Origin of the sequence: Pseudomonas sp. GM55 (assembly GCF_000282395.1) — a bacterium.
Lineage (GTDB): Bacteria > Pseudomonadota > Gammaproteobacteria > Pseudomonadales > Pseudomonadaceae > Aquipseudomonas > Aquipseudomonas fluorescens_CC.
In genome coordinates this window covers 33,197-51,791 of the sequence record NZ_AKJJ01000046.1, presented here as the reverse complement: position 1 = coordinate 51,791, position 18,595 = coordinate 33,197, and the positions used below count along the sequence as shown (strand labels likewise).

Annotated in this window: 12 protein-coding genes; 9 read left to right on the top strand and 3 right to left on the bottom strand. The window is 61.3% G+C overall.

Going from position 1 to position 18,595, the window contains the following annotated elements:
- On the bottom strand, positions 1-5,756 hold a 5,756-nt coding region (locus PMI31_RS11855), incomplete at its 3' end, for a retention module-containing protein (protein WP_008018253.1).
- A gap of 118 nt (positions 5,757-5,874) precedes the next feature.
- Between PMI31_RS11855 and PMI31_RS30765 the strand changes: the two genes are divergently transcribed.
- From PMI31_RS30765 to PMI31_RS11840, 4 genes are read left to right on the top strand one after another with little or no spacing between them, the layout of a single operon-like run.
- Positions 5,875-6,288, top strand: coding sequence for a hypothetical protein (locus PMI31_RS30765; RefSeq protein WP_157213273.1), 414 nt, complete (start codon positions 5,875-5,877; stop codon positions 6,286-6,288).
- 55 nt (positions 6,289-6,343) lie between these two features.
- Positions 6,344-7,708 carry a TolC family outer membrane protein gene (locus tag PMI31_RS11850; RefSeq protein ID WP_008018252.1) on the top strand — a complete coding sequence of 455 codons (1,365 nt, stop codon included), beginning with the start codon at positions 6,344-6,346 and terminating at the stop codon, positions 7,706-7,708.
- A gap of 16 nt (positions 7,709-7,724) precedes the next feature.
- Positions 7,725-9,884 (top strand): type I secretion system permease/ATPase, encoded by a 2,160-nt coding sequence (locus PMI31_RS11845; protein WP_008018251.1) that lies wholly within the window; start codon positions 7,725-7,727, stop codon positions 9,882-9,884.
- Between the two features lie 9 nt (positions 9,885-9,893).
- Positions 9,894-11,249, top strand: a complete 1,356-nt coding sequence (locus tag PMI31_RS11840; RefSeq protein WP_008018250.1) for an HlyD family type I secretion periplasmic adaptor subunit — start codon at positions 9,894-9,896, stop codon at positions 11,247-11,249.
- A gap of 145 nt (positions 11,250-11,394) precedes the next feature.
- Here the strand turns inward: PMI31_RS11840 and PMI31_RS11835 are convergent, their stop codons facing one another.
- Entirely contained in the window at positions 11,395-11,991 is a 597-nt protein-coding gene (locus PMI31_RS11835) for a tRNA-uridine aminocarboxypropyltransferase (protein ID WP_008018248.1), read from the bottom strand.
- A 4-nt stretch (positions 11,992-11,995) separates the two neighbouring features.
- Positions 11,996-12,889 (bottom strand): LysR family transcriptional regulator, encoded by an 894-nt coding sequence (locus PMI31_RS11830; protein ID WP_007972518.1) that lies wholly within the window; start codon positions 12,887-12,889, stop codon positions 11,996-11,998.
- Between the two features lie 351 nt (positions 12,890-13,240).
- Between PMI31_RS11830 and speB the strand changes: the two genes are divergently transcribed.
- From speB to PMI31_RS11805, 5 genes are all read left to right on the top strand, one after another.
- The gene (speB, locus tag PMI31_RS11825; protein ID WP_008018246.1) at positions 13,241-14,191 is read left to right on the top strand and encodes an agmatinase; all 951 of its coding nucleotides are present in this window, start codon (positions 13,241-13,243) and stop codon (positions 14,189-14,191) included.
- Between the two features lie 9 nt (positions 14,192-14,200).
- Positions 14,201-14,623 carry a YybH family protein gene (locus PMI31_RS11820; protein ID WP_008018245.1) on the top strand — a complete coding sequence of 141 codons (423 nt, stop codon included), beginning with the start codon at positions 14,201-14,203 and terminating at the stop codon, positions 14,621-14,623.
- 55 nt (positions 14,624-14,678) lie between these two features.
- Positions 14,679-16,190 carry a purine-cytosine permease family protein gene (locus PMI31_RS11815; protein ID WP_008018243.1) on the top strand — a complete coding sequence of 504 codons (1,512 nt, stop codon included), beginning with the start codon at positions 14,679-14,681 and terminating at the stop codon, positions 16,188-16,190.
- A gap of 161 nt (positions 16,191-16,351) precedes the next feature.
- Positions 16,352-17,731, top strand: coding sequence for a sodium:solute symporter (locus PMI31_RS11810; protein WP_008018241.1), 1,380 nt, complete (start codon positions 16,352-16,354; stop codon positions 17,729-17,731).
- An 85-nt stretch (positions 17,732-17,816) separates the two neighbouring features.
- A complete protein-coding gene (locus PMI31_RS11805) occupies positions 17,817-18,542 on the top strand; it encodes an MBL fold metallo-hydrolase (RefSeq protein ID WP_008018239.1) in 726 nt (241 codons plus the stop codon).
- Positions 18,543-18,595: the final 53 nt, after the last annotated feature.

The window sequence follows — 18,595 nt, the reverse complement described above, 5'->3', positions numbered from 1 at the left end:
TAGGTGAAGGTTTCGATGCCGTCGCCACCGCCGTGCAGGGCTTTGAAGTCCACGTCGCTGGTGTTGAGGGTGTAGGTGTAAGTGCCGTTGGCATTCAGCACCAGGGTGCCGTAGAGGCCGGTGAAAGTGCCGGGGGTGATCGGGCCGGTGTTTTCGCCGATCGTTACCCGGTCGGCGCCTTGCACGTCGTTGCTCAGCACGTTGCCGCTCAGCGTCAGCAAGGTTTCCGAGGCGGTGCCATTGCTGTCGTCCACGGCGTTGGGCAGGTCGTCGACGATATTCACGTCCAGCGAGCCGGTGGCGGTGGTGCCGTTGTCGTCGACCACGGTCACGGCGAACTGCTCAGGCAGGGTGTTGGCGTTGTTGCCGGTCGGGTGCGTTTCGTTATCGTTGAGGGTGTAGCTGTAGCTGACCACGCCGGTCGCCGCGTTGAAGCCGGTGATGGTCAGCGTGCTGCCCAATGGCGTGGTGATCGATTGCGGGAAGCCGGCGGCCACGCCGCCGCTGACCACGGCGATGCCGCCGACGCTCAGGGTGGTGACGCCGTCCAGCGCGGTGACGGTAAAGGTGCCATTCTGGGTCAGGGCTGGTGTGTTGGGACTGCTGCCGTCGCTGAGGTTTTTTTCGTAGACCGTCAGCTCACCGCCATACACGTTGAGGCCGTTGAGGGTCACTGGATCGTCGTTGTTGTAGACATTCAGGACCAGGTCGGCGGTACGGCTGTCGCCGTCCGAGTCGGTGAGGGTGTAGGTGAAGGTTTCGATGCCATCGCCACCGCCGTGCAATGCCTTGAAATCCGCATCGCTGGTGTTGAGCGTATAGGTGTAAGTGCCGTTGGCATTCAGCACCAAGGTGCCGTAGAGGCCGGTGAAGGTCCCGGGAGTGATCGGACCAGCATTTTCGCCGATCGTCACCCGGTCGGCGCCTTGCACGTCGTTGCTCAGCACGTTGCCGTTGAGGGTCAGCAGGGTTTCTGAGGCCGTTGAAGCATTGCTGTCGTACACGCCCTTCGGCAGGTCGTCGACGATGTTCACGTCGAGTGATCCGGTGGCCGTGGTGCCGTTGTTGTCGACCGCGGTCACGGCGAACTGCTCAGGCAGGGTGTTGGCGCCATTGGCCGTCGGGTGCGCTTCGTTATCGTTGAGGGTGTAGCTGTAGCTCACGACACCGGTCGCGGCATTGAACCCGGTGATGGTCAGGGTGCTGCCCAATGGTGTGGTGATCGATTGCGGGAAGCCGGCGGCCACGCCGTCGCTGACCACGGCGATGCCGCCGACGGTCAGGGTCGTTACACCGTCCAGGGCCGTGACGGTGAAGGTGCTGCTCTGCGTCAGGGCCGGTGCGTCCGGGTTGCTGCCGTCGCTGAGGTTTTTTTCGAAGACGGTGAGTTCGCCGCCCTCGACGTTCAAACCGTCAATCGTGATCGAGTCATCATTGTTGTGGATCTGCAGCACGAGGTTGGCCGTGCTGCTATCGCCGTCGGCATCGGTGAGGGTGTAGGTGAAGGTTTCGGTGCCGTTACCGCCGCCGTGCAGGGCTTTGAAATCGGCATCGCTGGGGTTCAGCGTATAGGTGTAGGTGCCATTGGCATTCAGTACCAGTGTGCCGTAGATGCCGGTGAAAGTGCCGGGGGTGATCGGGCCGGCATTTTCGCCGAGCGTTACCCGGTCGGCGCCTTGTACGTCGTTGCTCAGCACGTTGCCGTTGAGGGTCAGCAAGGTTTCCGAAGCCGTCGAAGCATTGCTGTCGTACACGCCTTTTGGCAGATCGTCGACGATGTTGACGTTGATCTGCCCGGTCGCACTGTCGCCGTCCGTATCGGTGGCCACGACGTTGAAGTTCTCGGTCAGGCTATTGGCACCGTTGGCCATTGGATGGGCTTCGTTATCGTTGAGGGTGTAGCTGTAGCTGATGACACCGGTCGCCGCGTTGAACCCGGTGATGGTCAGGGTGCTGCCCAATGGCGTGGTGATCGATTGCGGGAAGCCGGCGGCCACGCCACCGCTGACCACGGCGATGCCGCCGACGGTCAGGGTTTGCAGGCCATCGAGGGCGGTCACCGTGAAGGTGCTGCTCTGGGTCAGGGCCGGTGCGTCCGGGCTGCTGCCGTCGCTGAGGTTTTTTTCGTAAACCGTCAGCTCACCGCCATATACGTTGAGGCCGTTGAGGACCACCGGATCGTCGTTGTTGTAGACGTTCAGCACCAGATTCGCGGTGCTGCTGTCGCCGTCGGCATCGGTGAGGGTGTAGGTGAAGGTTTCGCTGCCGTTGCCACCGCCGTGCAACGCTTTGAAATCGGCATCGCTGGTGTTCAATGTGTAGGTGTAGGTGCCGTTGGCATTCAGCACCAGAGTGCCGTAAGTGCCGGTGAAGGTGCCGGGGGTGATCGGGCCCGCATTTTCGCCAAGCGTCACGCGGTCCGCGCCTTGCACGTCGTTGCTCAACACGTTGCCGTTGAGGGTCAGCAGGGTTTCCGAGGCGGTCGAAGCATTGCTGTCGTACACACCTTTTGGCAGGTCGTCGACAATGTTGACGTCCAGTGAACCGGTGGTCGTGGTGCCGTTGTCATCGACCACGGTCACGGCGAACTGCTCAGGCAAAGTGTTGGCGCCGTTGGCGGTCGGGTGCGTTTCGTTATCGTTGAGGGTGTAGCTGTAGCTCACGACACCGGTCGCGGCATTGAACCCGGTGATGGTCAGGGTGCTGCCCAATGGCGTGGTGATCGATTGCGGGAAGCCGGCGGCCACACCGCCGCTGACCACGGCGATGCCGCCGACGCTCAGGGTCGTGACGCCGTCGAGGGCGGTCACGGTGAAGGTGCCGCTCTGGGTCAGCGCAGTGGCATCCGGTGCGCTGCCGTCGCTGAGGTTTTTCTCGTAGACCGTCAGTTCGCTGCCCTCGACGTTCAATCCACCAATTGTCACCGGGTCGTCGTTGTTGTGGATTTGCAGCACCAGGTTGGCCGTGCTGCTGTCGCCGTCCGCATCGGTGATGGTGTAGCTGAAGGTTTCGCTGCCGTTGCCACCGCCGTGCAGGGCCTTGAAGTCGGCATCGCTGGTGTTGAGGGTGTAGGTGTAAGTGCCGTTGGCATTCAGCACCAGGGTGCCGTAAGTGCCGGTGAAAGTGCCGGGGGTAATGGGGCCGGCGTTTTCGCCTACCGTCACCCGGTCGGCGCCTTGCACGTCGTTGCTCAACACGTTGCCGTTGAGGGTCAGCAGGGTTTCCGAGGCGGTCGAAGCGTTGCTGTCGTCCATGCCCTTCGGCAGGTCGTCGACGATGTTCACGTCCAGTGAACCGGTGGCGGTGGTGCCGTTGTCATCAACCACGGTCACGGCGAACTGCTCAGGCAGGCTGTTGGCGCCGTTGGCAGTTGGATGGGCTTCGTTATCGACCAGCGTGTAGCTGTAGCTCACCACGCCGGTCGCGGCATTGAACCCGGTGATGGTCAGGGTGCTGCCCAATGGCGTGGTGATCGATTGCGGGAAGCCGGCGGCCACACCTGCGGTGACTACGGCGATGCCACCGACGGTCAGAGTCGTGACGCCGTCCAGCGCGGCGACGGTGAAGGTGCCGTTCTGGGTCAGCGCAGTGGCATCCGGTGCGCTGCCGTCGCTGAGGTTTCTCTCGAAGACGGTCAACTCGCCGCCCTCAGCGTTCAATCCGCCAATCGTCACCGGGTCATCGTTGTTGTGGATCTGCAGCACCAGGTTGGCCGTGCTGCTGTCGCCGTCCGCATCCGTCAACGTATAGGTAAAGGTCTCCGTCGCACTGCCGCCGCCGTGCAAGGCCTTGAAGTCGGCATCGCTTATATTCAGCGTGTAGGTGTAGGTGCCATTGGCATTCAGCACCAGGGTGCCGTAGGTGCCGGTGAAAGTGCCGGGGGTGATCGGGCCGGTGTTTTCGCCCACTGTCACCCGGTCCGCGCCTTGCACGTCGTTGCTCAGTACGTTGCCGTTGAGGGTCAGCAGGTTTTCCGAAGCGGTCGAAGCGTTGCTGTCGTCCACGCCTTTTGGCAGGTCATCGACGATGTTGACGTCAAGTGAGCCGGTGGTCGTGGTGCCGTTGTCGTCGACCACGGTCACGGCGAACTGCTCAGGCAGGGTGTTGGCGCCGTTGGCCGTTGGATGGGCTTCGTTATCGTTGAGGGTGTAGCTGAAACTGACCACGCCGGTCGCGGCGTTGAACCCGGTGATGGTCAACGTGCTGCCCAATGGCGTGGTGATCGATTGCGGGAAGCCCGCCGCCACGCCGCCGGTGACCACCGCGATGCCGCCCACGTTCAGAGTCGTCACACCGTCCAGCGCGGCGACGGTGAAGGTGCCGTTCTGGGTCAGCGCAGTGGCATCCGGTGCGCTGCCGTCGCTGAGGTTTCTCTCGAAGACGGTCAACTCGCCGCCCCCGGCATTCAAACCGCCAATCGTGATCGGGTCATCGTTGTTGTGGATCTGCAGCACCAGGTTGGCCGTGCTGCTGTCGCCATCGGCGTCTGTCAGCGTATAGGTGAAGGTTTCGATGCCGTTACCGCCGCCATGCAGGGCTTTGAAGTCGGCATCGCTGGTGTTCAGCGTGTAGGTGTAGGTGCCGTTGGCATTCAGCACCAGGGTGCCGTAAGTGCCGGTGAAGGTGCCGGGAGTAATCGGTCCGCTGTTTTCACTGACCGGCACCCGGTCGGCGCCTTGTACGTCGTTGCTCAGTACATTGCCATTGAGGGTCAGCAGGGTCTCCGAGGCGATGCCATTGTTGTCATCTACTGCTTTGGGCACGTCGTCGATGATGCTGATATCCAGCGTACCGGTAGCGCTGTCGCCATTGCTGTCGATGGCCACCACGGTGACGTGCTCGGTAAGACTATTGGCCCCCTCGCCGCTGGCATGGGTTTCGGCACGGTTGAGGGTGTAGCTGTAACTGACCACGCCCGTGGCCGGGTTGTAACCAGTGAAGGTCAAGGTACTGCCCAGAGGGGTGGTGATCGACTGCGCAAAACCTGCCGCCACACCGCCGCTGATCACGTTGATTGCGCCGATGCTGAGGCTGGTCAGCCCGTCTGGCGCATTGATGGTGAAGGTTCCGCTTCGCGTCAGCGAGCCTTCGTTCCTCGCCGAACCATCGGCCAGGTTGGCTTCATTGACGCTCCGCTCGCCGTTCTGCTCCGACAGGCCTTCGAAGGTGACCGGATTGTTCGGCACCTGCACAACCACCGGCGGCACCACAGGGGCTTCGTCCGCTACAACGTTGTTGTCCGGATTAGCGTTCAGGCGTTCTTCGGGAAGTTCAGGAATGCCATTGAAACCGGCAGTGGGGAAGCCAATGGTTGGGTCGACTCGCCCGCCCACTTCCTCGAGCATGACGAAACTATGACCACTGCCCTGGATGCCGCCCGGTACACCGGCAGTCGTGGCAGGTCCGGCAGCGGTGGCTTCAGCGGATTGGGTCGGGTCGTCGCCCGCTGCAATGGCTTTTTGCAGTTGTTCGACATCCGTTAGCTGCGTTTCGCTCGGCGTCACCGCTTCATGCGGGTCCACATGGGGAATCTGATTGGCGAGCAGCTGCGGTGTCATCTGCATGCTGCTGTCGCGCCCGAGGGTCAGCTCCTGGCCATTTTGCAGATGCACCGCCACCGCGCCTTCAGCGCCGGTGCTCAGTTGGTCGCCGGCGAACAGCCGATCCCCCTCGACCAAAGTACGCCGGGTGCCGTCGCTCGCGACCGCGAACACCTGACCGATGACCTTACTGACGATACCGATGAGCGTAGCCATGTGCACTTCCTCCGCTGCCAACCGCTGTCGGCAACTTGTTTGTGCGAAGAACGTGCTCATGGCTCAAGCGGGTTGTCTGGCGGATCGTGTTCCAGGTACCGGTTTACTTGAGTAAGCCGTGGCCCTGGCAACGATCTCGCCCAGCCAGTCGCTCACGGCGCTGTTTACGATTTTGGGAAAAACCCTCTGCAATCAATGGCATCGGATCCCTGTGCGCAACAACCTTGCCTGTGAGCGATGCGTAGCGATCTTGAATCACTCAAGTGACAAAAAACCGTCGCCACAAGATCGCTCGCGTCCCTCCCCTCCAGCACTTCTCCGCTCTATGTCGATAAGTGGATTGGAATTTTCTTCAAACCCCGACAAGCGCCCTAGCGCCCATAAAACAAGGGCTTTCGCATTGAACAATGTGCTGGATTTCACAGAGCGCATAAGTTTTTTTTTGCATAGTCGTTATGAAAAAAATTTCTTAGCTACGCTCCAGAATGTTCTTAGCTCTTTTGTTAAAGACGTGAAACAACTTTACCTATAAATTCCGTCAAATAATTGGCGATCGATAAGCACCATCAGCAATCAGGGAGATGTACATGCGCCTATTAACCCCCCTCTGCAGCGCGGTTCTTTTGGCCATGGCCTGCTCGTCCCAGGCTCAGGCCATGACGCTGACCGAAGCGATCCAGAGCACCATCGCGACCCACCCGGAGCTGGCATCTCGGGTGGACAGCCGCCTGTCGGCGGATGAGGACGTGAAGGTCGCCAAAGGGGGCTTTTATCCATCGGTCGATCTGAACGCCGCCTACGGGCGCGCGTATAGCGATAACACCAATACCCGGGCGCTCACCCCCAGCGGGCACAACACTGAAACCCTGAACTACACCCAGTCGGAATTGCGCCTGCGGCAAATGCTCTTCGACGGGTTCAACACTTCCAATGAGGTCGAACGCACCAAAGGCGTGGTCAACTCGCGAGCCTATTACGCTCAGGGTACGGCTCAGGATCTGGCCCTGCGCACCACCGAGGTTTACCTCGAAGTACTCAAGCGCCGCGAGCTGGTGACACTGGCCAAAAACAACCTGCAAGCGCACTTGCGGGTCAACGACCAGATCGGTCTGCGCACCCAGCGCGGCGTGGGCAGCAACGCCGATGCCGACCAGTCCAGCGCTCGCCGGGCATTGGCAGAAAACAACCTCGACACCGCCGAAGTGGATCTGGCTGATGCCGAGTCGAACTTTTACGCCGTTGTAGGGCGTATGCCCGATGAACTCGAAACCCCGCCATCGATTCGCGGCGAAGTCCCTGCCTCCCTGCCCGAAGCCCAGCAGAGCATGGTGGAAAACAACCCTTACCTGAAATCCGCCCAGGCCGACGTGCAATCGGCCGAAAGCCAGTACGAAGTCGCCAAGTCGCCGTTCTACCCGCGCTTCGACGCCGAGGCGGCAGTGGGCGCCAACAACAACGTGCAGGGTGACGAAGGCCACGACAACGAATGGCGGGTCGGCGTGCTCATGAACTACAACCTGTTCCGCGGCGGCAGCGACAAGGCGCGCCTGGCCTCCGACTCGCACAAGATCAACCAGGCCATGGACATCCGTAACAATGCCCTGCGCCAGCTCAACGAGAACATTCACCTGGCCTGGAACGCCATGGTCAATGCCAAGAAACAGACCCCGACCGCCCGTGAATACGCCGACACCAGCAAGCGCGTACGCATGGCCTACCAGGATCAGTTCGGCCTCGGTCAACGGACCCTGCTTGACCTGCTCGACAGTGAAAACGAACTCTACAACGCCAATCGTCGCTACACCGAAGTGCGCTACACCGAAGAATTTTCGATGTACCGAGTTTTGGCGAACATGGGCCAGTTGTTGAGCAAACAACGGGTCGTACTGCCCGCCGACGCGATCGCCCAGACCGAAGTGAAAAACGAAGCGCGTCTGCCTGAAATGAAGTAGTGCACGGGAGGGTTCAATGACCAGCATGGAGACCGGCAACACCGGTGTCGATCCGCGCCTGAGCTTCGATGACCCGCTTCTGGACGGTCTGGTGATCCTCTGCAAACTCCACGGCGCGACGGTCAGCCGCGCCAGCCTGAGTGCCGGGCTGCCCATGGCACACCAACGCCTGAGCCTGGACCTGCTGCCCCGTGCAGCGGCCCGGGCCGGTTTGCAGGCGCGCTTGCTGCGCCGTGACCTCAAGGACATCTCCCCGCTCAACCTGCCCGTGCTGCTGTTGCTCAACAACGGTCGCACGGCCGTCCTGCGCCGTTATGGCGAGGATGGCAAGGTGCTGATCCTGCCCAGCGAAGCCGACGGCGGCGAACAATGGCTCAGCCCTGAGGAGCTGGCCAGACACTACAGTGGCCAGGCGCTGTTTGCCCGTCCACGCCACGAACTCGAAGACCTGCGCTCGCCGCTGGTGCCTCGGGTCCAGGCCTGGTTTCGCGATACGCTGAAGCTGTCGAAATGGCTGTACAGCGACGCGATTCTGGCGAGTTTCCTGATCAACCTGCTGGGACTGATGGTGCCGCTGTTCGTGATGCAGACCTACGACCGCGTGGTGCCGAACCAGGCTACTTCGACCTTGTGGGTGCTGGCGATCGGTCTACTGATTGGCACCGCTTTCGAACTGGTGCTGCGGGTCGTGCGCGCGCACTTGCTGGATACCGCCGGCAAGAAAACCGACGTGATCCTGTCGGCCACCCTGTTTGAGCGCATCACCGGCATGGCAATGAAAGCGCGGCCGGCGACCATCGGGGGTTTTGCCCAAAGCATTCATGACTTCCAGGGCTTGCGGGAATTTCTCACCGCCGTGACCCTTACCAGCCTGATCGACCTGCCCTTCTGCCTGCTGATGCTGCTGGTGATCGGCCTGCTCGGAGGCTGGCTGGTGGTGATCCCGATCCTGGCGTTTCCCATCACCATCCTCTTCGCCATGGTGATCCAGGTCCGCCTGCGCGACACCGTGCAGAAAAGCCTCAGCCTCGGCGCCGAACGCCAGGCGTTGCTGATCGAAACCCTCAGCGGCCTGGAAACCCTCAAGGCCTGCAGCGCCGAAAGCGAACGCCAGCACAAATGGGAAAGCACCCACGGCGCCCTCACCCGCCTCGACAGCCACGCGCGCAACCTGTCGGCCCTGGCCACCAACGGCACCTTGTTCATCCAGCAGTTGTCCGGCATGGCGACCATCGTCGCCGGGGTCTACAGCATCATCGCCGGCAACCTCAGCGTCGGCGCCCTGGTGGCCAGCTACATGCTCGGCAGCCGGGTATTGGCGCCACTGGGGCAAATCGCCGGCCTGATCACGCGCTACCAGCAAGCGCAACTGACCATGAAAAGCACCGATGCGCTGATGGGCCTGCCCCAGGAGCGCGACGCCAGACAGCGGCCGCTGGAGCGCACCCAACTGCAAGGCGCGCTGGATGTTGTCGGCGTGACCTTCCACTACAACGGCCAGAGCGCTCCCGCCCTGGCCAATGTCGGCTTCAGTATGAAACCCGGTGAGCGCGTCGGCATCATCGGCCGCAGCGGCTCAGGCAAAAGCACCCTGGCGCGACTGGTGATGGGGTTCTATGAACCGGATGAAGGCCAGTTGCTGCTCGATGGCCTGGACCTGCGGCAACTGGACGTCGCCGACCTGCGCCATCAAATCGGTTACGTCGCCCACGACCTGCCGCTTTTGGCCGGCAGCCTGCGCGACAACCTGACCCTCGGCGCGCGCTATATCAGCGACTCACGCATGCTCGAAGTGGCGGAAATGACCGGCGTCACCGAACTGGCCCGGCAACACCCGCAAGGCTTCGACCGGCCCGTGGGCGAACGCGGGCAACTGCTGTCCGGTGGCCAGCGCCAGGCGGTATTGCTGGCCCGGGCCATGTTGCTCGACCCGCCCATCATGCTGCTCGACGAGCCCACCAGCGCCATGGACAACAGCAGCGAAGATGTCCTGAGGCAAAAACTCCACGGCTGGGTCCAGGGCAAAACCCTCCTGCTGGTGACCCACCGCACCTCGATGTTGAGTCTGGTGGATCGCCTGGTGGTGCTGGACAACGGACGGATCGTCGCCGACGGTCCGAAAGAAGCGGTCATCGATGCACTGCGCAAGGGCCGTGTCGGCTCTGCGGCGGTCTAGGAGTCGTCCATGTCTGCCGATCAAGGGTCCCGTGGCTACTTCGACAGTTTCAACAAAAGTGCCGAAACCGAGTTCATGCCGGAAACCGCCGGCGCCTCGTTGCAGGACTCACCGCGCTGGTCGCGAATCACCGTGTGGCTGGCCGCCGCGCTGCTGGTCAGCGCACTGGTCTGGGCCAGGTTCGCCGTGTTGCAGGAAGTGACCATGGGCGAAGGCAAGGCGATTCCGTCGAGCAAAGTCCAGGTGATCCAGAATCTGGAGGGCGGCATCGTCACTGAAATTTTCATTCGTGAAGGACAAATGGTGAACAAGGGCGACACCTTGCTGCGCCTGGATGACACGCGCTACCTGTCGAACAAGGGCGAAAGCGAGGCCGATCGTTACGCCTTGACCGCACAGGTCGAACGGCTTTCAGCCGAAGCCGAAGGCCGGCCGTTCAAGCTGTCAGAAGAAGTGATCGCCAAGGCTCCGCAAGTGGCCGAAGACGAGCGTTCTCTGTACGAACAGCGGCAACGCCGACTGGCCAGCGAACAGCGCACCCTGACCGAGCAACTTCGGCAAAAAACCCAGGAATTGGCGGAGTTCCGCTCGAAACAGGGTCAATTCAGTTCAAGCCTGGCGTTGTTGCAGCAAGAGATGAACATGTCCGCACCACTGGTGGGCACCGGCGCGGTGTCACCGGTGGAGATCCTGCGCCTCAAACGTAGCGCAGTGGAGATTCGTGGCTCATTGAACGCCACCACCCTGGCGATTCCCCGGGCGGAATCGGCAATCAACGAGATCAAAAGCAAGATCGACGAGTCGGAACAGACCTTCCGTTCGGAAGCCGCCAAAGAGCTGAATGAGAAACGCACCGACCTGTCGAAAATCACGGCCTCGAGCATCGCCATCGACGACCGCGTGACCCGCACCACCGTGGTCTCCCCGGTTCACGGCATCATCAAGGTATTGAAGGTCAACACCATCGGTGGTGTGGTCCAGCCCGGCAGTGACATGGTGGAAATCGTGCCGCTGGAAGACAACCTGTTGATCGAAGCCAAGGTACGGCCACAGGACGTTGCATTCCTGCATCCGGGCCAGAAAGCCATGGTCAAGTTCAGTGCCTACGACTACACCATTTACGGCGGTCTGAGCGCCAAACTGGAGTTGATCGGCGCCGACACCATCACCGACGACAAGGGCAACAGTTTCTATCTGATTCATGTGCGTACGGACAAAAACCATTTGGGCGGGGACGTGAAACCGCTGCTGATCATCCCGGGGATGGTGGCGACGGTGGACATTATTACCGGGGAGAAAACGGTGCTGGATTATCTGCTCAAGCCAGTGTTGAAGGCGCGGACCGAGGCGATGCGGGAGAGGTAGTCATTCTACTGAGATTGCGGTGATCGAACCGGCGTCTTCGCGGGCAAGCCCGCTCCCACAGTGTCCGTTGTGTACACAAAATCTGCGAACGCCATTGAACCTGTGGGAGCGGGCTTGCCCGCGAAGAGGCCGGCACATACAACGATCAACTGTCGGCATGATTACGCCGGTAAGTCTCCCCCCCCATCGCCGCAATCTGCCCCTCGATCAACGCTTCGAACGGCCTGAGCAATGGCGCAAAAGAGGTCGGTGCCTCAAGGGTTTCAAGCGCCTGCACAATCGCCTCCACCGTCGACAAAGCGCCCGGTCCCGGCGCCTTGCGCAGCCGATAACGGGACACACCGCCCTCGGCCAGCGTCACCCTCGGCAACGCCGCCAGCAGCGGGTTGAGGTGCAGCATCTTGCGCGCCTTGCGCCAGGTGCCGTCCGGGACGACCAGCAACAACGGTTCGTCTGTCGCGGCACAGGCCTGCATCGGCTGCGCCTCTTCGCCGGGAAACAACAAGCGCGCCCGATACCCCGGCCGGCTCAACAATGTCGGTAGATCCTCGAACACTTCCCCAACGATCAACTCGGCATTGTTCAGGCCCAACGCCGCCAACCGTGCCGTATTCAGTGCATGGTTCACTTCGCTCAGATGCTGCAACAGCAACACGCGGGTGCGGCTGTCGAGGCTCGGGATCAATGGGCACAGACAGTGGCTTTGCGGTCGCAGGCAGCGCGGGCATTGGATTCTGGACATCTTCTCAGGCCTGATTCAGTTGGGCTTTCAGCAAGTCGCGGAACGTCTGGATCAACGGCTCGCGACTACGGCCCCGACGCACGATCATCGAGAATGGCGCCTGATAACCGAAGGTCGCCGGCAGCAACACTCGCAAGTCACCCTTGTCGGCCCAAGCCTGGGCGTAGTGCTCCGGCAGGTAGCCGATGTAGGCGCCGGACAGCACCAGAATCAACTGGGCTTCCATACTTTCCACGGTCGCGGCACTGTGCTTGAAACCGTGACGCGCCAGTTCGGCCTGGCTCCAGTAGCCACGACCGACCATGCGCTGTTGGGTGATGACTTGTTCGGGAATGCGCCGTTCGTTGAACAGCGGATGCCGCGTGCTGCAATACAACCAGTGTTGTTCACGGTACAGCGGCATGTACACCAGGCCGCTCATGCGCGTGGAAAACGCGCCGATGGCCAGGTCGAGGCGGTTGTCCTGCACGCCAAGTTGCAATTCGTAAGGGCTCATCACCGACAGGTGCAAGTGCACGGCCGGGTGTTCCTGGCTGTAGGCACCGATGGCTTCGGCAAACGGCAGGGCCTTGTCGCTGACGGTGGAGTCGATGACCCCAAGGTTCAAGGTACCGCGCAACTCACCCTTGAGGGCGGCTGCGTATTGCTCGAAGCCTTCGAGCTCGCCCAATAGGCGCAGGGTTTCCTGATGGAACAGTTCGCCCTTGCTGGTCAGGCTGAAACCGCCACGACCGCGATGGCAGAGCACCAGGCCGAGGGCCGCTTCGAGCTGGCTCATGTAGGTGCTGATGGCCGACGTCGAGAGATTGAGCTCCTGCTGGGCGTTGGCAAAGCCCTGGTGTCGCACCACGCTGACGAAGATGCGCAATAGTTTCAGGTCGGGTAAAGCGTTGGCCATGGGATCTGCAAACTCCGCTCGATGCAAGGTCAGGCTGGTGGCAAGCATTCGGCCGCCTTCGCTGGCAAGCCAGCTCCTACACAAGCCAGCTCCTACAGATGAGGCTGTGCACGACCCAAAACCTGTAGGAGCTGGCTTGCCAGCGAAAAGGCCGCTCGACACACCACATCAACCGCGGAGTGAAGTCTAATCCTCCACGGACCATTAGTTTAGAAAAATCTGAACTAAGTATTTGCCCGTAGCGATTCTTCCCGGCCACTACATTTCGCAGAATCGGCGCCACAAGGTTCGCCCGTACTCCCGTGAACGGTGCAACCCAATAAATAAAACAACGACGATGAGGCCCTACCCGTGGACAAGATTCTTCACCAACCACTGGGCGGCAACGAAATGCCGCGCTTCGGCGGCATCGCCACCATGATGCGACTCCCCCACTTGAATACCGCTGCCGGTCTGGACGCTGCCTTCGTAGGCGTGCCACTGGACATCGGTACTTCCCTGCGCCCTGGCACCCGTTTCGGGCCTCGCGATATCCGCACCGAATCGGTGATGATCCGCCCTTACAACATGGCCACCGGTGCTGCACCGTTCGACTCGCTGTCGGTTGCCGACATCGGCGATGTGGCGATCAACACCTTCAACCTGCTGGACGCCGTTCGCATCATCGAAGAAGCCTACGACGACATCCTCGAACACAACGTGATCCCCCTGACCCTGGGCGGCGACCACACCATCACCCTGCCGATCCTGCGGGCCATCCATAAAAAGCACGGCAAGGTCGGCCTGGTGCACATCGACGCTCACGCCGATGTGAACGATCACATGTTCGGCGAGAAAATCGCCCACGGCACAACCTTCCGTCGCGCCGTTGAAGAAGGCCTTCTGGACCCTGACCGTGTCGTGCAGATTGGCCTCCGCGCCCAGGGCTACACCGCCGATGACTTCAACTGGAGCCGCAACCAGGGCTTCCGTGTGGTTCAGGCCGAAGAATGCTGGCACAAATCGCTGGAGCCATTGATGGCTGAAGTCCGCGAGAAAGTCGGTGGCGGTCCTGTCTACCTGAGCTTTGACATCGACGGCATCGACCCGGCCTGGGCGCCTGGCACCGGCACCCCGGAAATCGGCGGTCTGACGACCATTCAGGCGATCGAGATCGTTCGTGGCTGCCAAGGCCTCGACCTGGTCGGTTGCGATCTGGTAGAAGTCTCGCCCGCTTACGACACCACGGGTAACACCTCGCTGTTGGCCGCCAACCTGCTGTACGAAATGCTCTGCGTACTGCCTGGCGTAGTCCACCGCTGAGGATGGACCATGAACGAACGTGATCAGGTTCTGAAAGCCGCCGCCGATCTGGTGTCCGCTTTTGCCCGTAACGATCGCGAAGCCTACTTCGGCGCGTTCAGCGCCGATGCCAGCTTCGTCTTCTACACCCTCGAACAGCCCCTGCTGTCGCGCGACGCCTATCAGGCGATGTGGGACAGCTGGCGCGCCGAGGATGGCTTCGAGGTGCTCTCGTGCACCTCAAGCAACGCTTTCGTCAGCCTGCAGGGTGACGTGGCGATTTTCATCCATGACGTAGCCACCGAGCTGCGCATGCAAGGGGAGCAGCACTTTAGCCAGGAGCGCGAGACGATTGTTTTCAGGAAACAAGCGTCTGGCCAAGAACAACAAGGCCTTTGGCTGGCCTGTCACGAACATTTGTCCGCGATGCCGGAAGGGCTGCCAACCCCTTAGCCAACACAGGTGACGCTCACGCACGATGAGCGCGCCTTTATGATCGGAGCTGATCATGAATAACAACAACAAAGACCAAAGCCTTACGCAAATTGAAACCCACGGGGTCGAACAGATCCCGGACAACGAACGCACCGCAGGCCCGACGGACTTGTTCCGGATGATCTTCGGTGGTTCCAACACCTTTGCCACCGCCGTGCTCGGCAGTTTCCCGGTGCTGTTCGGCCTGTCTTTCCAGGCGGGTGTCTGGGCGATTGTGCTGGGCGTGTTGCTGGGTTCGCTGATCCTCGCGCCAATGGGCCTGTTCGGCCCGATCAACGGCACGAACAACGCCGTGTCTTCCGGTGCGCACTTCGGCGTGCACGGACGGATCGTCGGTTCGTTCCTGTCGCTGTTGACCGCCATCGCCTTCTTCTCGCTCTCGGTGTGGAGTTCGGGTGATGCGCTGATCGGTGGCGCCAAACGCCTGATCGGCCTGCCGGAAACCGACCTGACCCTGGGCCTGGCCTACGGTCTGTTCGCGATTCTGGTGCTGACCGTGTGCATCTATGGTTTCCGCTTCCTGCTGTGGGTCAACAAGATCGCGGTGTGGAGTGCCAGCCTGCTGTTCCTGCTGGGCGTCTTCGCTTTCGCCGGTCCTTTCGATGTGAACTACGCCGGTAGCGTCAACCTGGGCCAACCAGGCTTCTGGGCCGCGTTCATCGGTGCTGCACTGGTGGCCATGAGCAACCCGATTTCCTTCGGTGCGTTCCTCGGCGACTGGTCGCGTTACATTCCGCGTGACACTTCCAAGCGTCGCATCATGGCGGCGGTGGTGATTTCGCAGATCGCAACGTTCATCCCGTTCCTGTTCGGCCTGACCACCGCGACCATCGTGGCGATCAAGGCACCGGACTACATCGCGGCCAACAACTATGTGGGCGGCCTGCTGGCAGTATCCCCGACCTGGTTTTTCCTGCCGGTTTGCCTGATCGCGGTGATCGGCGGCATGTCCACCGGCACCACCTCGCTCTACGGCACCGGCCTGGACATGTCCAGCGTGTTCCCACGGGTGCTGTCGCGGGTCAAGGCCACGCTGCTGATCGGTGTGATGTCGATTGCCTTCATCTTCATCGGGCGCTTCGCGGCGAACCTGGTGCAGAGCGTGTCGACCTTCGCCGTACTGATCATCACCTGCACCACCCCCTGGATGGTGATCATGATCATCGGCCTGCTGGCCCGTCGCGGCTTCTACTGCCCGGATGACCTGCAAGTGTTCACCCGTGGCGAGAAAGGTGGCCGCTACTGGTTCACCCACGGCTGGAACTGGCGTGGCATGGGGGCCTGGATCCCGAGTGCCGCGGTCGGCCTGTGCTTTGTGAACCTGCCGGGGCAATTTGTCGGCCCCCTGGGCGAAATGGCCGGTGGTATCGACATCAGCCTGCCGGTGACCCTGGGCCTGGCCTCGGTGGTTTACCTGGTCCTGCTCAAGGTGTTCCCGGAAGCCAGCGCTGTGTACGGCCCGAACGACCTTCGCAACAAGCGCACGGATTCGCTCGCTAATCCGGCGATGCGACAAGTCGCCTGATAAACGCATTAAATGCACTACCTGTGGGAGCGGGCTTGCCCGCGATGAACGATGACGCGGTCAGCCTGACAGACCGCGGTGTCCCCATCGCGGGCAAGCCACGCTCCCACAGGGATTGATTTTCAGCCTCACATAAAAAAGACAATCGGAGACACGCCATAATGGCTTTGGATTTATTCGTTGTACTCATCTATGCCGCTGCGATGCTGCTTCTCGGCTACTACGGCATGCGCAAGGCCAAGACCAACGAAGACTTTTTGGTCGCCGGTCGCAACCTCGGCCCAAGCCTGTACATGGGCACCATGGCTGCCACCGTTCTGGGCGGCGCGTCCACCGTGGGCACCGTGCGTCTGGGCTACGTACATGGCATCTCCGGTTTCTGGCTGTGTGCCGCACTGGGTTGCGGGATCGTCGCGCTGAACCTGTTCCTCGCCAAACCGCTGCTGAAACTGAAGATCTACACCGTTACCCAGGTGCTGGAAAAACGCTACAACCCGATGGCCCGCTCCGCGAGCGCGGTGATCATGCTGGCCTACGCGCTGATGATCGGCGTGACCTCGATCCTGGCAATCGGCACCGTTCTGCAAGTGCTGTTCGGCCTGCCGTTCTGGATCTCGGTACTGCTTGGCGGCGGCGTCGTGGTGATCTACTCGGCCATTGGCGGCATGTGGTCCCTGACCCTGACCGACATCGTCCAGTTCATCATCAAGACCGTAGGCCTGATGTTCATCCTGTTGCCAATCTGCATGTACCGCGTCGGCGGCTGGGATGAGTTGGTGATGAAACTGCCGGCGGCGAGCTTCAGCTTCACCACCATCGGCTGGGACACCATCATCACCTACTTCATGATCTACTTCTTCGGCATCCTGATCGGTCAGGACATCTGGCAACGGGTGTTCACCGTCAAGACCGCCAAAGTGGCTCAGGTTGCCGGTACCGCTGCTGGTATCTACTGCATTCTCTACGGCCTGGCCTGCGCCCTGATCGGCATGGCTGCACATGTACTGATCCCGGATCTGGACAACGTCAACAACGCCTTCGCCGCCATCGTCAAACTGTCCCTGCCGGACGGTATCCGTGGCCTGGTGATCGCTGCCGCACTGGCCGCCATGATGTCCACCGCCAGCGCCGGCCTGCTGGCCGCTGCCACCACCCTGACCGAAGACCTGCTGCCGAAACTGCGTGGCGGTAAACAGTCGAGCCTGGCGATCAACCGCCTGTTCACCCTGTTGACCGGCTGTGTGGTGCTGGCCATTGCCCTGGTCGTGAACGACGTGATCAGTGCCCTGACCCTGGCCTACAACCTGTTGGTGGGCGGCATGCTGATCCCGCTGATGGGCGCCATCTTCTGGAAACGCGCCACCACCGCCGGCGCCATCGCCAGCATGGGCATGGGCTTCGCCACTGCGCTGCTGTTCATGTTCAAGGACGGTCTGGACGCCAACACCCCGATCTACTACAGCCTCGCTGTAGGCCTGGTGAGTTTCGTGGTGGTAAGTTTGATGTCCCGTCGCCCGGTAGCAGTGGCCAGCGCGGCCTAAGCTGAACATAACGACTTGATGCTTTCTTCGACGGGTGTGGCGTCGGTTGCCACACCCGTTTTTTTTCGTCTGAAGGAAACTGCTTATGAAGATCGTCAGCCGCGATCAGTGGTTTGAAGTCAAACATCTCAGTGACGGCATCCGCCTGATCCACGAGCCGTACATCCGCCCCTTCTACCGCTGCAACCTCTGGCACATCCAGGGCCGCGACAAAGACCTGCTGCTGGACAGCGGCTCGGGCCTGGTCAGCCTGCGCGAGCAATTGCCGTGGATCACCGAGCGGCCGCTGGTAGCGGTGGCCAGCCACTGCCATTTCGATCACATCGCCGGTCATCACGAATTCGCTGAACGTCTGGTGCATCCGGCCGAAGCGGACATTCTGGCCGCACCGGATGGCGACAACGACTTGAGCAAGGCCTTTGTCGGCGACGACATGTTCGAGGCGCACCCGGATTGCCCGCTGTGCTACGCCGAATACCGGGTCAAAGCCGCACCGGCCACGGGGTTTATCGAAGATGGAGATGTGCTGGACCTTGGCAACCGGGTGTTGCAGGTCGTGCACACGCCGGGACACTCGCCGGGGGGCATCTGCCTGTACGAAGCCGCCACCGAGACCTTGTTCAGCGGCGACATCATCTACGACGGCCCACTGATCGAAGACGCCTACCACTCCAATCTCGACGACTACGCCCACAGCCTGCAACGCTTGCACGCGCTACCGATCCGAACGGTGCATGGTGGACATTTCGGCAGTTTTTCCGGGGCATATTTGCGCAGCATGATTGACGAATGGCAGCGCTCACACGGCTGAAGCCTGCTGTACTCAACGGCAGGAATTGCACCGGCACCGAGAGCCCCCTCCCT

Bases quoted from the DNA above. Each gene is read 5' to 3' on its own strand.
- PMI31_RS11820 (WP_008018245.1), top strand. From the start codon at position 14,201: ATGAACGAACGTGATCAGGTTCTGAAAGCCGCCGCCGATCTGGTGTCC.
- PMI31_RS11845 (WP_008018251.1), top strand. From the start codon at position 7,725: ATGACCAGCATGGAGACCGGCAACACCGGTGTCGATCCGCGCCTGAGC.
- PMI31_RS11840 (WP_008018250.1), top strand. From the start codon at position 9,894: ATGTCTGCCGATCAAGGGTCCCGTGGCTACTTCGACAGTTTCAACAAA.
- PMI31_RS11850 (WP_008018252.1), top strand. From the start codon at position 6,344: ATGCGCCTATTAACCCCCCTCTGCAGCGCGGTTCTTTTGGCCATGGCC.
- PMI31_RS11805 (WP_008018239.1), top strand. From the start codon at position 17,817: ATGAAGATCGTCAGCCGCGATCAGTGGTTTGAAGTCAAACATCTCAGT.
- PMI31_RS11815 (WP_008018243.1), top strand. From the start codon at position 14,679: ATGAATAACAACAACAAAGACCAAAGCCTTACGCAAATTGAAACCCAC.
- PMI31_RS11810 (WP_008018241.1), top strand. From the start codon at position 16,352: ATGGCTTTGGATTTATTCGTTGTACTCATCTATGCCGCTGCGATGCTG.
- PMI31_RS11835 (WP_008018248.1), bottom strand. From the start codon at position 11,991: ATGTCCAGAATCCAATGCCCGCGCTGCCTGCGACCGCAAAGCCACTGT.
- PMI31_RS11830 (WP_007972518.1), bottom strand. From the start codon at position 12,889: ATGGCCAACGCTTTACCCGACCTGAAACTATTGCGCATCTTCGTCAGC.